Genomic DNA, 15,274 nt, shown 5'->3' with positions numbered 1-15,274 from the left:
TTTAAAATATATCAAGCAAAAGAATACAAACGGGGGGGAATGGAGTGGAAAAAAAGATTAAGCGGATACCTCTACTTCATAAACAGTGGAATTTTTTGTTTCCTCAGATACCATTTGCATAAATGTCTTGATAGCATCTTTGATATTCTCTATGGCTTCTTCTAATGTTTCACCCTGGCTATGGCATCCAGGAAGTGCAGGACAATGAGCATCATATCCATACTTAGTTTTATTAATTACAACCTGATATTTCATGCTTCCTCCTTTCTGTGGCTTATATTTAATTAATACATTTTGCCAACCCGGAATTCAATGTAAATTTTTCACTTATTAGCACAGTTGATCAAAACACTTCTGAAAGCATATTAAAAAAGTAGTTATACAGTGACATTAGTGAACAGAAACACTTTCAAGAAACTTTGCGGAACACATCCTCGTCTGTCAGATATCCCCTTGCTTCAGCAAAAGGCAAAATCTTCTTTCTAAGTGCTTCGAACTGGCTGACTCGGAGTTGGCGGCGAAGTGCCTCACGAGCAATTTCACTGCGATTTTTCCCGGATTTCTTCGCTGCCTTGGTCAAGAGCTTGTCCAAGTCTTCATCTAACCTTATGGTAAGTGTGTTTGTCTTCATGTCTTATATCGTAAGACGCCAATTGCACTTTTTCAAGTTTTTTTCAGGGAATAAACAGCTTAAACATTTTTTATAGCAGCAACGTAGGCTGACAGGTGCGTGGGTATCTTCTCCGCGCATCCTTGTCCAGCCCGCTGTTCGCCGATATATCAAAATTATTAATGAGGTCTTACGACACTGAATATTTTGCCCAAAAACTCGCATATCTCGGTACCGCCTGAGATGAATGCTTTCCCTGTCTCCGAGCTTTTTTTGGCTTCAGCAGGCTGAGCAGAATCTCCGGCAATCACGAGTACAGGACATCCCTGATTGGCATCGCCGATTAATCCAATAATTTCCTTACGGGGTCTCGGAAAATCGATTCTCCGTATATCAAGCTTACTCTCGATTTGCGGTGCATACTTTAATAAACCCTCTACCATCGCGCACTCCGGACAAAAATAAGGTCCACCCTTTTCATCATTAAAGCCTGGTTTCAGTAAAAACAAAACATGTTTTGCCATAACTCCCCTCCTTGAAATTTAAGTTAATAACATTCTTAGTTGCTTTATATATGCCCCGCCGATAGCTGGTCAATAAAATTGTCTTAGAGAACCACACAAAGAAAGAAGAAGAGATGTAAGGTTTTCTTAATATTACCTAACACCCCGCAACTTGTCCACGGATAAAGGACAGCAGGCGATGCCGGGTTTCGCCGGTTTCGATATTAGTAAAGCCGGCTTCTTCCATAAGAGGGAGATAATTTTTTACGTTTATCTTTATCATTGGTCTTAGAAACATCCGTGTCGCGAAGCGGCCGGTGATGGATTTGGGAGGCTCAAAATCAACAATCATGCACCTTCCGTTCGGCTTCAGTACCCGATGCATCTCTTTGATGGCAGACTGCTTAAGGTCGTCTGGTAAGTGGTGAATCGCAAGCTGGCTAACGACCAGGTCGAATGTCTCATTGGGAAAAGGTATTGCTTCTCCTAAACCTACCGTGAAGTTCACATCAGCGCTTGCTCTTGATGCGTTGCGGCGCGACACTTCGATCATTTCCGGTGAAGCGTCAATTCCATGCACCAAACCTGTCTGACCAACCGAAGCCTTTAATGCGATCGCAAGGCTCCCGGTCCCACAGCCCACATCAAGCACCCGCTCCCCCGGGCTTGACGTAGCAAGGCGGACAACTTCGTCGTGCGTACGCCGGAGGAGCCACCCGAACACTACATCGTAGAAAGATGCCCAGTGTATGATTTGGCTCTTTGTACTTTCGCCATGATCTGTTTTGGACCGTGGTGTTTCAATCCGTGACAAGTCGTTAGCTTCCAATTTTTTCTTCAAGCTCCTTGATCCTTTCTTTTAGCTCAATCATCCTAAGCTCCCGGCCCACAAAAACACTGTTCATTTTTTCCAGCTCCTCATTCTTCTCTTCAAGCTCAGCGGTACGTGTCGCTACTCGTTGTTCTAGTTCGGCATTGAGCTTTCGGATTTCTTCTTCCGCCTGCTTACGCTCAGTGATATCAAGGCCGAACGCCCAGTTTTCTTCACCGATGGCTTTGAAACCCCAAAGGATGTTCTTTCGGGAGCCGTCCTTGCAAGTGACCATGGCCTCCATCAGCTCGATCTCTGAGCGGCGTTCGATGGCTTGCGCTACTCTCTTCTGCCATTCATCTTCTATCTGACAGCGGTATCTTTCGTCCGGATAGGCCAGCGGCCACCAGTGTTCCGCTGTCGGGATTTCATCCAGCGTATAGCCGAACAGACGGACAAAAGTTGGGTTGATGTAGTCCGCTTTCTGTTCGAGGCCCACCGACAGATAGATGGCAAGCGGCGAGGTGTCTGCCAGCGCCTTGAATCTTTCCTCGCTCTTCCGCAACGCGGCTTCCGCCCGTTTCTGGTCCTCAAGCATGTCGAGTACTTCGCACCGGGCCTGTGCGGCCAGGTCAAGACTTTGGCGCAGTTCATCCTCCGCGCACTGGCGCTTTGCAAGCTCGGCTTGCAATTGCTCGTTGAGCTGGCCGAGCATGACCGCCCGTTGTTTGAGCTCATCGCTCGCCTGGCTCAAGGCCAGGTGAGTTTGGATACGCGCCAGGAGTTCCGCGGTCTGGAACGGTTTGGCCATGTAATCCGCCGCTCCAACTTCCAGAAATTGTTTCCAATCCTCAACCTTGGGAAAAGCGCTGAGCATGATGATGGGAATGTGCCGTGTCTGATCGTTTGCTTTGATTCGCCGACAAACCTCCAGTCCGTCCATGCCCTTCATGCAGATGTCCAGTAGGATCAAGTCCGATGGGTTGGCGGTCACAGCGGCCAGTGCCGTATCGCCGCTGGCGGCGGTCTGCACTGCGTAGCCCGCCGGGGTCAGTATCTCCACCAGGAACGCCAGCGATTCGGGAGTGTCGTCCACAGCCAGGATGGTGACTTTGCCGCTGGCGGCGGCATCTTGCAACTCCCCGTCGCGAACTGCCGGAGACTCGGGGCGCGACGAATCAGGGACCGGCTCTGCGGCCAGGGGTGACGGCGTTTCGTCCGGGACAAACCGCACTCCGAGGTGACGCGCCAGGCAATCGTAAATTTTCCCTAACTGGATCGGCTTGAGCTCGAAATCATCTGTCCCAGCCGCCAGCACCTGCTCGCGTTCCTCCTTAAGCACCGAGGCGGTGAGAACGACGATCTTGACCTCGATCCCGCCTTCGAGGGCTCGGATGCAGCGGGTGGCCTCCAGTCCATCCATCACCGGCATCCGCCAGTCCATCCAGATGAAATGCGGCCGCCACGATTGAAACATCTCGACCCCTTCCGCGCCATTTTTTGCCACGCGCACCGGAAAGCCTGCCTGCTCCAACACTTGACTCAGCAACTGCCAATTCTCCTCCTGATCTTCGACAATCAGTATCCGTTGTTCTGGCTGGCCCGGCGCAAGGTGCGCCATGCCCGACTGCACATTTCCGGCCGCCGATTCGGCAGTTTCTGTGGTCTCTAGCTGCATCTCAACCGTGAATGTCGAGCCATGGTCCGGCACGCTCTCGACGCTAATCCTGCCACCCATCAGTTCTACAAACTGGCGCGTGATAGTCAGCCCCAGCCCTGTTCCTTTCTGGTCGGACCGGTTGCCGAGCTGGGTGAACGGCTCGAAAATGCGCTGCTGGTCTTCGGCGGCGATGCCAATGCCGGTGTCTTTGACTTCAATCACCAGTGTGACACGCCTGGGTTCGTCCAATGGTTGGCTCCGGAGACGCAGTGTCACTCCTCCTTTTTGGGTAAACTTGATGGCATTGCCGGCCAGGTTGATGACAACCTGCCGCAGCTTGCTTTCATCTGCCAGCACGGCGCGGGGCGCCGTCCCGTCAATCTCCAGCGTCAAAGTCAGCCCCCGGGATTCGGCACGCTCACGCAACAGGTCGGAGATGTTCCGCATCAGCGCGTGCAGATCAAAGACGGTTTCCAGCAGAGTGGTCCTCCCGGACTCGACCTTGGCCATGTCCAGCACGTTGTTGATGATCTGCAGCAGGTGTTCTCCGCTGCGGTTGATGATCTCCAGCTTCCGCCTGCACTCAGCGGAAACGGTGGCGTCGTTCCGCAGCAAGTTGGAAAATCCGATGATGGCGTTCATCGGGGTGCGCAGTTCGTGGCTCATGTTCGCCAGAAAAATACTTTTGGCGCGGTTGGCCTCCTCGGCTTTCTCCTGGGCCACCCTTGCCTGGATGCGGGCGCGGTGCATTGCCTCGGCGACCAGGGAGATTATGGTACAACTGATGAAAAAAACTCCCAGCGACAGCACTTCTACTGAAGACAAAAAGCCCTGCTGGGTCCAAAAGAAGCTGATACCCGACGAAAGTACGGTGGCGAGGATGCCTGCAAACGCTCCGCCGTATAAGGCCGCGAACACCACAGCGGGATAACACGTTATGTAAGGGGTTACTCTTCCCAAATCTGCAAAGAACTCAGCGCGGATGATAGTGGCTGCCGCAACGATCAGGAGTGTCACAATAAAGCTGTGCCGGAGGGGTGGTTTTATCAGTCTCATACGTTCACCTTAGTTTTTATAATATTATACTCAACTTTGGTGCCCACTATTTTCAGCTTCCTTCAAGTTCCTTTGTCTTTCTCTCCAGTTCTTCTATCTTTTTTTTCAGCTCAATCATCCTAAGCTCCCGGCCCACAAAAACACTGTTCATTTTTTCCAGCTCCTCATTCTTGTCTGCAAGCTCGGCGGTTCTGTCCTTAACCCGTTGTTCGAGTTCGGCATTGAGCTTGCGGATTTCTTCTTCTGCCTGCTTGCGGTCGGTGATGTCACGGAAGAAGCAAAATAACCGGTTGCCAATAGCGGGCCAGTAAATAACATTCACTTCAACATCCCATTCAGCTCCATCTTTTTTTCTATGCCTGGTCTGGAAAAGGCTGTTGCCATCACTCTTAATCTTCCGAATGTGATCAGCTGTTTCTTCCGGTGACTCAATACTATCAATGTCCATTATACACATGTTAAGCAGTTCCTCGCGGTTGTAACCAGACTGTTTTAAATAAGTGTCATTAACCTCTAGGATATGTCCTTCCATGTCATTAATCCAGAAGCCGTCTAACGAACTCTCGATAGCCGCCCTGTATTTTGCTTCACTTTCTGCCAGTGTTTCTTCCGCCCGCTTACTTGTTTCGGTTTCACGTTTCAGTCTCCACATTGCGAAAACTATTCCGATCACAAATGCCAGACAGAGTAATTCCAGCAATAACAAGCTCTGTTCAAGAACCCCAGGCCCATATCCTTTGAACTGTAACAACATGTCATTTTCCGGCAAAGACAATGAAGCTCGGTGGAGCAGCTTTTCATCCAGAGTTCTTGTTGCAGGCAACTCACAAAAAACATTTCCTGACACATCTACCAGGCTAACCTGATTGTTTTGAAGACGTTGATGCGGAATTAGCTCCTGCAAAACATTTTCGCATGAATAGACCCCGGCGAACAATCCAAGGAATTCGTCGCCATGAAATACAGGCACCCATATCTCAAAGGCTGGTTTGCCTTGAATTGCCTCGAATGGCTGGGTATAAACAGGTTGTCTCCGCTCGGCAGCCAGGTGCGAAGCGCGCTTGGGTTCGGGCAGTTCGAGCCGTAGCCCCAATATCTGTTTATTTGAGGCGATGGGTGCCACATCATGAACAACAAAATTTGCATCTACCCATGTAATGTTGATAAATTCCGAATGATCCGCCACATAACGCGAAGCCCGTTCCTGAAACAATTCTTCATTCATAGTCCCTTCGCTGCGCTCTTTTGCCAGCAAAAGTAAATAATCCCGGTTCCCGTTCAGCCGCAGACGTATGCTCTCTGCCGATGATTCTGCCATTTCAACAAGCTGATTCCGCTTTGTCACATAGGTTTTTGTCTGAATGATCCAGAGAACTGTTATGGAAATGAGAATGAATGCAGCCAGTAAAATGGCTGGGGTAAACCACAGAGAGCGGGATTTGGTTTGTCTCGTTAGGTTTTCTATGGGTTTGTCCATAGACTCTGTCTCCTAATTTTACCAGTCAACCACAAATGGCTGGTAGCGGAGTGGTTCGCGAACTTTCCTATACTTCCGCCCTCAGCACTCGTTATGATATTCTATCATAAAGCTTAATTAATCTGTCTAAAATTTTAGAGGAGCTATAATCATCACCTCGACTGTGTGTTCCTGGCCGTCGTCAACAAGGTTAATAGCCTTGTTATGTTGCTCAACCCCATCAACGATCACTCTGATACCGACAGTACCATCATGCAGATGCAAGACAGCAATGTGGTAGACAGTCTCGCGATACCGGTAGTGTATCTTGAATGTTTTCCAATCCGCAGGGAGACACGGCGCAAAATGCATTTTGTCCTTTTCCAGTCTCAGCCCCAGGAGGGATTCCACGATAAGCTGGTACATCCAGCCAGCCGACCCAGTGTACCATGTCCATCCGCCACGGCCAGTGTGCGGCGAGAGAGCATATACGTCGGCTGCGACAACGTACGGTTCTACTTTGTATGTCGCAACCCCATCCGAGGATTTCGTATGGTTCACCGGGTTGATCATTGCCAGCAGTTCCCATGCGCGTTTGCTGTCGCCTAATTCAGCAAATGCCATCGCTGACCAGATTGCCCCATGCGTGTACTGTCCGCCATTCTCTCTAACCCCGGGGATGTAGCCTTTTATATAGCCAGGATTCAAATCCGATGTGTCGAACGGCGGGTCCATGAGCTGAATCAGCGCATGCTCCCGGCGCACGAGGCGCTTATCCACCGATTCCATTGCTATCTGCGCGCGCCCGGTATCGCCAGCCCCGGACAGAACAGACCAGCTTTGAGAAATCGAGTCAATCTGGCATTCGGGGTTATTTGCCGACCCTAGCGGCGAGCCGTCGTCGAAGTACGCGCGGCGGTACCAGGCACCGTCCCAGCCCTGTTCTTCGATATTCAGGCGCAGTTCCTCCGCCTCCCTGATGCATTGTTCAGCGAAGGTTATGTCACCATATGTGCGGGCAACCTCGCTGAAGCGCATGAGCACTTCAAAAAGGAAAAAGCCCAGCCAGACGCTTTCACCTTTTCCTTCTTTGCCCACCAGGTTCATGCCGTCATTCCAGTCACCGGAGCCGATGAGCGGAAGTCCGTGCACTCCACGGCTGAGGCCTTTCAGAATCGCCCGCACACAGTGTTCGTATAAACTAGCCGCTTTTTCAGACCTGCCGGGCAGATCGTAATAAGAGTCTTCTTCCGCACCTACCGGGTGTCCTTCGATGAAGTGGACAGGTTCATCCAACACACCTGTATCCCCTGTGCTCAGAACGTAGCGGCATGCCGCAAGCGGCAGCCAGAGGTAATCATCCGAACAGTGAGTACGCACACCCCTCCCCTGAGGAGGATGCCACCAATGCTGGACATCTCCCTCAGGGAACTGATGAGCTGCACAGCGGAGCAAGTGCTCACGCATAAGGTGCGGCTCGGCATATATAAGGGCCATAGAGTCCTGCAACTGATCGCGGAACCCGAAAGCACCTCCCGACTGATAGTATCCGCTCCGCGCCCAGAGACGACATGTGATAGTCTGGTACATAAGCCAGCCATTGGTCAGCACATTGAGGGACTGGTCCGGGGTTTCCACCTGCACTGCCCCGAGCGTGTGGTTCCAGTACTGCCACACCGCTTCAAGCGCGCCGCGTGCTGCTGCTGAACCATGGAAGCGCTGCACCAGGTTGCTGGCTTGCCCGGCGCCTCGCCCGGCACCGAGTGTGAATATGATCTCACGCTCCTGCCCGTCTGCAAGTTCGAATGCAACCTGAATCGCTGAACAGGGATCCAGAGCAGCCCCTATCCTGCCCGAGAGTCGCATCCGTCTCATAGCAGCCGGACTCCGAAGCGTACCGTTGCGTCCAATAAATTCAGTCCGGTCGCAGGTTACAGTCCGCGTTGCATCGTCCACGTCGAAAAAGGCAACCCGGTCAGCAAACTCTGTATTGAATGGATCACGCGCAAAGAGCGCACCGCTAATAGGGTCAAATTCGGTAACCACGTGCATCATTGATTTTGGCCGCAGGTCTCCAAGCACCCATTCCATGTATCCAGTGGCTGAAAGCCGGCGCGCCCGGCCAGAATCGTTTCGCACCTTCAATACAGAGAACTTGATCGATGAGTCCAGAGCTACGTAAACCCACATCTCAGAATAGATGCCGTCCTCAGTATGCTCAAAAACGCTGTAACCGAATCCATGCCGGCTGACATAGGGCTGCTGACCGCGGCTGGGCAGTGGCGTTGGGGACCAGAAACGGCCGCTTTCTTCATCACGGAGGTAAAAAGCTTCTCCGCTCGGATCGCTCACCGGGTCATTGCACCAGGGAGTGAGGCGAAACTCATGGGCATTCTCGGCCCAGGTGTAGGCAGGGCCGCTCTCTGATATGACCGTTCCAAAGTGCGGGTTCGCCAGCACATTCACCCACGGTGCCGGCGTCACATGACCATGTGCAGTCGTGATCACATACTCGCGCCCGTCAGGGGTAAATCCACCAAGCCCGTTGAAATAAATCAGATCGCGGTGAGGCAAACTGACATCTTCCGTGGATTCGGCACGGAAGGTACGGGGCGCTGCAAGGCGCGGAACTTTTCCTTCCATAATGCCTCGCCGATTGATCTGGTTCGCCAAAGAGCCCTGATTGTCGGAAATGATGGCACGAGCAACTGATTGGAACAGGATCCGGTCTTCGTTTGATATCTGGTCGCCATGTCTCACAAAGATGCCGACTGGTCGGTCGGTAACGCTGACTTCGACGCCTGCGGAAATGAGCCCCATGATCTGGTCGTACAGAAGTTGCCGATAACCGGCGTGATCTTCGTTCCAGATTACCAGGTCAACTGCCAGTCCTTTTAAGCGCCAGTACGCGTGAGCCTGCACAAGTTGGCGTACCAGTTCGATATTAGCCGGGTCTGCGATCTGCAGCAGCACGATTGGTAAATCGCCGGAAATGGAATAGCCCCACAGACCGGATTGCCCGCGGCGATTCCTGGTTATGATGCTTGAATCAGCGCGCAGCGAGGAATTTGCGTAGAGTACCGAGCTGGCCAGATGACCATAGAGTTGTGCATCAGCCTCTGTTGCATTGATCTGTCGCAGGAGCACCAGGCTGTGCGACCATGCCAGTTCAAAGACGCGGTCCGCGAGACGCCGATCCTGATATTTCTCGACAAGACTTAAAGCTGCATCGCGGGTCTCGCCTATGCCGGAAACAATATTGATTGTCGCCGACTCGTTCGGATCGAGCGTCATCTTATGCCGGATTGAGACAATAGGATCGAGTACCGACCCCTGACTTCCCGACAGCGCAGCGGAATCATTCATCGCGTGCGGATTGGCAAGTGTATTGCCGCGACCGATGAACTGCAGCCGGTCTGTCTCATAGGATATTTCTCCGGCATCCGCACCGTGTACGGCCATGAGATGAAACATCCAGGGAGCTTGCTCATCAACGGAGCGGGGCCTGCGCGTGCAAAGGATCGCCTGGCGCTTATGAATGATCTCTGTCTGAACAAAGAGATTGCTGAATGCCGGATGCAGTGCGTCAGCCGCGGCCGAGTTGAGAACCACTTCTGCGTAACTCGTCATATCGAATGTTCTGCGTGTCCGTGACCGGTTGGTGATACGGATGCGGCGCAGCTCAATATCATCCTCCGGTGAAACAGCAATTTCCGTGTGCGTGTCAAAACCGTTTATGCGGCAGCGAAACTCCGCGCGTGCCTCCGAAAAAATCGCTTCGTAGTAATCTGACCGTTTGAGTGCCGGCTGATAGGAGGTTGACCAGAACTCGCCGCTCGCAAGGTCGCGGATATAGCAGAACGTTCCCCAGTTGTCGCAGGTGCTGTCTTCGCGCCAGCGCGTGACTGCTATGTCTTTCCAGCGGCTGTAACCACCCCCCGCATTCGTGACCATCACATGGTATCTGCCGTTTGACAACAACTGTACTTCAGGTATCGGGGTGTTCGGACTGTCGAAGACACGAACCGGTATCTCGGCGACACTGGAAGCCGCACGAGAGTCTGAAAGCTCGGTGGCGATGTGCGTATAGAAAGCCGTGGCTTTTGGAATCCGCTCCTGAAGCAACAGTATAGTCGCCTGGAACAACGGGTCAGACTCGAAGAGCTTCTGCATAGGACAGTCCAAAAGCAGATAGGCCAGCGACAGCAAACTCATGCCCTCGTGATGTGCCATGAAGGATTTGACCACGGCGCTTGATTGTCCGCGCGGAAGACGCGACGCTGTGTAGTCTATTGCTTCATAAAAACCATATTGTCCCTCAAACCCATCGGCGGAGAGTCTCTGTAGATTCAGGCATGCCGCTTCTGGATCAACCATCAGCGCAAGCGCCGATGCATAGGGCGCAATAACAAGGTCCTCAGCAAGTCCACGTTTGAGTCCCAGCCCCGGCACGCCAAACGCGCGGTACTGGTAGTTGAGTTGAACATCGATTGTGTTATAGCCGCATTCAGAAATGCCCCATGGCACTCCTCGTTTCTTTCCATAATCAATCTGTCTCTCCACAGCTTCCTTGCAGGTCTGGTCGAGCAGCGTGTTTTCATAGGTTGGCATCACCAGAAGCGGCATGAGGTACTCAAACATCGAACCGCTCCAGGAAAGGAGAATCGGCTCTCCGCCGGTTTTAGTCAGCAGGCGTCCCAGGGCAAACCAGCTTTCCTGCGGCAGTTTCCCCTGCGCAATGCCCACGAAGAATGTCAACCTCGCTTCCGAAGCCAGCAAATCATAGTAACTCGCATCCAACCGCCGCTCGGAAGCATTGTACCCGATAGCCAGCAGATGACGCGACTTGTCATAGAGGAAGTCATACTCTATCCGGGTGAGTTCTCCCACCTGTCGGGCAAGCTGTTCGCTGGTCACGATCCTCGCTTTGGCCCGCTTGCTTGCCTCCTTAACTAGCCGGCTAAACTCACCAACCCATTCTTTCTCTGCGGGAGTCCCGACCGAGCCGAGCCGATCACTGACTGCAGGGATCAGCTCCTTCTCGAGGTTTGACAGCCTGCGCAGCGTCGGTATATCATCAATGTCGCGAAATTCGTTAAAGATATCTGGAGAGGCAGACAGCACTGTCCACGGAGCAAGAAACATCAATTCATCGAGAGCAGCCTGGCATTGCCGGGCAAGGGTATCTGCCCACCATGTTGCCTGACTTTCTTTGTCTGCATCTATACAAAGAGACACTTCAGCGGCAGATGCAGCCAACCGCTCGAGGCACACCCGCATCGCTGTGAGCGTCGGTGGCCGGGAACCACAGGCAGACTCCAGATCTTTCTGCAGTTGAGCAAGCTGGGCCGGAACGGCCCCTTCCGTAGAGTCCATGAGAATTATTAGTGTGTCGCTCAAACTCTCAAACAATCGTTCTCCAAGAATCTTGTGCTCTGGAAGCGCGAGCAGAGCTGGCCTCAATGTCAGCAAATGTGCAGTGAGGTTTCCGCTGTCCACCGTCGAAACATAAAGAGGCGGCAGTGGTTTTAGAGACTGAGTGTCATACCAGTTGTAGAAATGTCCCCGGTGTCGCTCCAAACCGTGCATTGTGTTGAGTGCACTGGCCGTACGCTCGATTAACTGCCCTGCCGAAATGTAGCCAAAGTCGTATGCGGTCACATTCGCCAGCAGCGCAAGACCCATGTTGGTCGGAGATGTGCGATGCCCAACTACAGGGACCGGATGTTCCTGATAGTTATCAGGAGGCAGCCAATTGTCCTCCGGGCCGACGAATTTTTCGAAGAACGCCCACGTCTTTCGGGAGATCTTCCGTAGGAAGATGATCTGGTCCTCTGTCAGCCGGGCTTTGTGGTGAGTGAGTGGCTGGCTGATCCACCATGCTATAGCGGGTGAAGCAAACCAGAGAATAAGTATGGGTAATGCCATGAACAGTGTGTCCGGCTTTGATATTGCAAGATAAAGTCCGGTAGATGCCGCAATAATTGGGGCAACCCACATGGTCCGGCAGAAAGCGGAAAGGTCAGTGTGGCTAGTGCGGTCCGGGTCGCCCGAGGGGCTCCATTCAAGAAGCCGTTTGTGTGTGAACAGCATTCGCCAGCACGAGCGCACAATCGCATCCAGACTGAAGAACGCTTCGTAGGGAAGACACACGAGCGTAAATACCGCCTGAGCAAAGTGCCGCCCGGACGAGCGTACCGAGGCAGCGAGATGCTGACGGAGCAGCACATCATCTGCCTTCTGAAACGTTTCCCGTGTTGAGGCAATCAATGGAGGGAGCAGGATAGTTCCAATCATAGCCAGAGTCCATACCCAGGGCTGTGATAAAACCAGCCAGCCCAGCAGCAACAGCAATGTTAACGCCGAAGGCACGATACTGCGCCTAAGGTTGTCAAATATCTTCCATTGGGATAGCAAAGAGAGCGGATTTTTCTTTCGTGTTGTTCCGGAGCCTGGAACGCCTGACAGCAGCCAGTGTGCAATCTGCCAATCCCCGCGAATCCAGCGGTGCCTGCGGCTCACCTCAGCGCTGTAGCGTGATGGATATTCCTCATACACCATTACATCACTTAACAGCCCGGTTCGCACGTGGCAACCTTCCAGAAGGTCGTGGCTGAGTATCAGGTTTTCGGGAAATCGCCCCTTAAGCGTTCGTTCGAAAATATCAACATCATATATCCCCTTGCCAATGAAGGAGCCTTCACCGAATATGTCCTGGTAAACATCAGAGACAGCGCGTGTGTACGGGTCAATGCCCGGCTCCCCACCCCACAGGCGCGAATACCGCGACCGGTTAAGTCCCGGCAGGCTCACAGCCACTCGTGGCTGAAGGATGCCGTAACCCTCGGTAACACGCTGCTTATCTGCGTCGTATTGAGCACGATTCAGCGGATGCGCCATTGCTCCCACCAACTGCCATGCTGAATCGCGTGGTAATTGAGTGTCTGTGTCAAGGGTGATCACATACTTCACGTTCGATAAGGCTGCCTTTCCCCCGACAATGAGAGAGAAGCCCGCTCCTGAGCCGCCCCGCAGAAACACATTTAAGTCCGCAATCTTCCCACGCTTACGCTCATATCCCATCCAAATCTGCTCCCGGGGATTCCATAGGCGCGGGCGATGAAAGAGAAAGAATATATCGTTCTTTGCTCCACTGTATTTTTTATTAAGCTCTTCGATACTCTTCCGGGCAAGCCGCAAAAGCTCCTCATCCTCCGGAATCGTTTTTTCGGGTGCATCCCGGAAATCAGTCAGCAGTCCGAAGTGCAGGTTCTCATCCCGATTCGCAAGGAACCGGACTTCAAGCGCTTCGATCAGTTCCTCGATGTTTTGAGCGCCTGTGAGCATAGTCGGAACCACCACCAGCGTGCACAATTCAGGCGGAATCCCCTCAGAGAAGTCCATGCGAGGCAGGGTGTGCGGCATCACCAGCATTGTAGTCAGCCAGTTAATCAGCGCCACCGCCAGCTGACTTGCGCACACGAGCGAGAGGATACCGATCAGTGCGAGGAGCCAATCATTTATGTCAATGACATGTGCCTCTACCAATAAGCCCCCGGTTAAAATCGCCGTAATCAGCGTTATCGTACCGAGATAGATGAACAAAGGAACCCGGCAACACATTCGCTGGAACGTTTGAAATGTAGATAGGCGCGCCCCCACTGTTTGTTCGAGCTGCGGCAATCCCTTGTCAATCAGGTAGAACCCGACATGTGCAGTTCGATCATCTATACCTTTACTGGCGGCGGCCTCTCGGGCTAGGTGGATAGCCTTGCGCGCCACTGTGTTTTCGGACTGCAGGCTGCTTTTGGCAATCTTCTCGACAACATGACGGTAGCGATCACGGGTGGAAAAATCCATCTTTGAGTAGGCTCCCATCGGATCATCGCGCAGTACATGCTCGACATCGCTCATCGTCTCAACAAACTTGCGCCAGTCCGTAGCCCCCAGAAAGCGTAGGCTGCCGATGCTGTTGCTTATAGAAACCTGGTCGGCAGCTTGTTGCCGGTTCTCCGACTGCACCAACTGCGCAATCGTCTGGCTGGAATCGGAGAGGTGCTGCTCAATCCAAGTGAGCGGTAATGCCAGAGCGGGACTTTGTCCCTGCAACCGGCGCGCAAATTCTGCTACAAAGGAACTTACCATGGGAGGTTTTGCTCGTGCCATGTCTGCAATCACCAGAATCATATTCTTCGGGTCCTGCTCGGCGGTCTCCGTCATCTGGTCTGCCCAATAGTCGGCAAGGTTTCGATTGATTCTTTCAGCGACAATCCGCGCTCCGACGCGCCGGAGGTTCTCAATCAGTGCCAGACGCAGCATGATAGGGATTGCCCACAACTCGCCTAACTTCAGGACAGTGCCCGTCTGGTAGGCTGCAACGAAACTGCTGAGACTTTCCAGATCCACCCGTCCATCGCCGTGCGATATCGTCTCCAGGGCAATGTCATAAACGCGCGGAAGTCCGGCCGATGGACCATGCAGCAAGCGCGGAAGCCCACGGCTATAACCCTTTGGCAGGTGTCGCCTGGCTGTGCGAATCTGTTCTTCTATCAGATATAAATTGTCGAGCAGCCATTCACCGGCCGGCGCAATCTGACGGTCTGCCATGACCGCTGCTGTCAGCAGATTACAGGCTCCCAGCAGGACACCTTCATTCTCAGACAGTCTCACCAGAAGCTGGTCAGGAGCGAGTCCCGGAGCCAGCTTGTGTGAGTCTGCCAGGGCTTTGCCATGCTGCTTCATCTGGTCGCTTGTGAATAGTTCCGCACGCAGTGGTGGCTCGTCGCTGGCGTATTTTTGTGCCAAACTTTTTCCGCGGAAGTTCGTCCACAACTGGAGCACATTTCCGAGAATGGCCGAGCTGTTAAATTTCAATTTTGAGTTCTCCCTGGGTTGACAAACAAGGACAATCTCCGACCGACCTCTCTTGCGTTTAACCCATCTTCTTTTTTCGTTGCCTCCTGGCTAATTAACGCAAAGGGGCGGGTGCCGTGGTGACCGTCTCTGCCATGTCCAAACCGGGACAGAGTGTTTTCTGTGTGGAAGGTGAGCTGGCAATGATTACATAGTCAATCATTATACCAGAGGGTTACGGTTAATACTAACCCTCTCTCCCTGCTAAATTTGCTGAGACTGATTAAATATGTATACGATATTATCTGATATGTTGCCATTGAGC

General features: G+C 52.6%; 7 protein-coding genes. All 7 read right to left on the bottom strand.

Annotated elements, in window-relative coordinates; all coding sequences use genetic code 11:
• Positions 1-57 precede the first annotated feature (57 nt).
• Positions 58-255: a type II toxin-antitoxin system HicB family antitoxin gene (locus tag HZA77_04780; protein ID MBI5374724.1), complete on the bottom strand. Its 198-nt coding sequence runs from the start codon at positions 253-255 to the stop codon at positions 58-60.
• A gap of 154 nt (positions 256-409) precedes the next feature.
• The gene (locus HZA77_04775; protein ID MBI5374723.1) at positions 410-631 is read right to left on the bottom strand and encodes a CopG family transcriptional regulator; all 222 of its coding nucleotides are present in this window, start codon (positions 629-631) and stop codon (positions 410-412) included.
• Positions 632-789: 158 nt separating this feature from the next.
• Positions 790-1,134 (bottom strand): DUF3088 domain-containing protein, encoded by a 345-nt coding sequence (locus HZA77_04770; protein MBI5374722.1) that lies wholly within the window; start codon positions 1,132-1,134, stop codon positions 790-792.
• Between the two features lie 136 nt (positions 1,135-1,270).
• The gene (locus HZA77_04765) at positions 1,271-1,954 is read right to left on the bottom strand and encodes a class I SAM-dependent methyltransferase (GenBank protein ID MBI5374721.1); all 684 of its coding nucleotides are present in this window, start codon (positions 1,952-1,954) and stop codon (positions 1,271-1,273) included.
• Positions 1,932-4,640, bottom strand: coding sequence for a response regulator (locus HZA77_04760; protein ID MBI5374720.1), 2,709 nt, complete (start codon positions 4,638-4,640; stop codon positions 1,932-1,934). The genes HZA77_04765 and HZA77_04760 overlap by 23 nt, the downstream gene beginning before the upstream one ends.
• 52 nt (positions 4,641-4,692) lie before the next feature.
• Positions 4,693-6,117: a PAS domain S-box protein gene (locus tag HZA77_04755; protein MBI5374719.1), complete on the bottom strand. Its 1,425-nt coding sequence runs from the start codon at positions 6,115-6,117 to the stop codon at positions 4,693-4,695.
• 126 nt (positions 6,118-6,243) lie between these two features.
• The gene (locus HZA77_04750) at positions 6,244-14,838 is read right to left on the bottom strand and encodes a cyclic beta 1-2 glucan synthetase (protein ID MBI5374718.1); all 8,595 of its coding nucleotides are present in this window, start codon (positions 14,836-14,838) and stop codon (positions 6,244-6,246) included.
• Positions 14,839-15,274 lie beyond the last annotated feature (436 nt).

It is taken from the genome of Candidatus Schekmanbacteria bacterium (assembly GCA_016219965.1).
GTDB lineage: Bacteria > Schekmanbacteria > GWA2-38-11 > GWA2-38-11 > J061 > JACRJM01.
This window is presented reverse-complemented; position numbering and strand designations above follow the sequence as displayed.

Coding starts and splice junctions, on each gene's coding strand:
- HZA77_04780 (MBI5374724.1), bottom strand. CDS start 255: ATGAAATATCAGGTTGTAATTAATAAAACTAAGTATGGATATGATGCT.
- HZA77_04775 (MBI5374723.1), bottom strand. CDS start 631: ATGAAGACAAACACACTTACCATAAGGTTAGATGAAGACTTGGACAAG.
- HZA77_04770 (MBI5374722.1), bottom strand. CDS start 1,134: ATGGCAAAACATGTTTTGTTTTTACTGAAACCAGGCTTTAATGATGAA.
- HZA77_04760 (MBI5374720.1), bottom strand. CDS start 4,640: ATGAGACTGATAAAACCACCCCTCCGGCACAGCTTTATTGTGACACTC.
- HZA77_04755 (MBI5374719.1), bottom strand. CDS start 6,117: ATGGACAAACCCATAGAAAACCTAACGAGACAAACCAAATCCCGCTCT.
- HZA77_04750 (MBI5374718.1), bottom strand. CDS start 14,838: ATGAAGCAGCATGGCAAAGCCCTGGCAGACTCACACAAGCTGGCTCCG.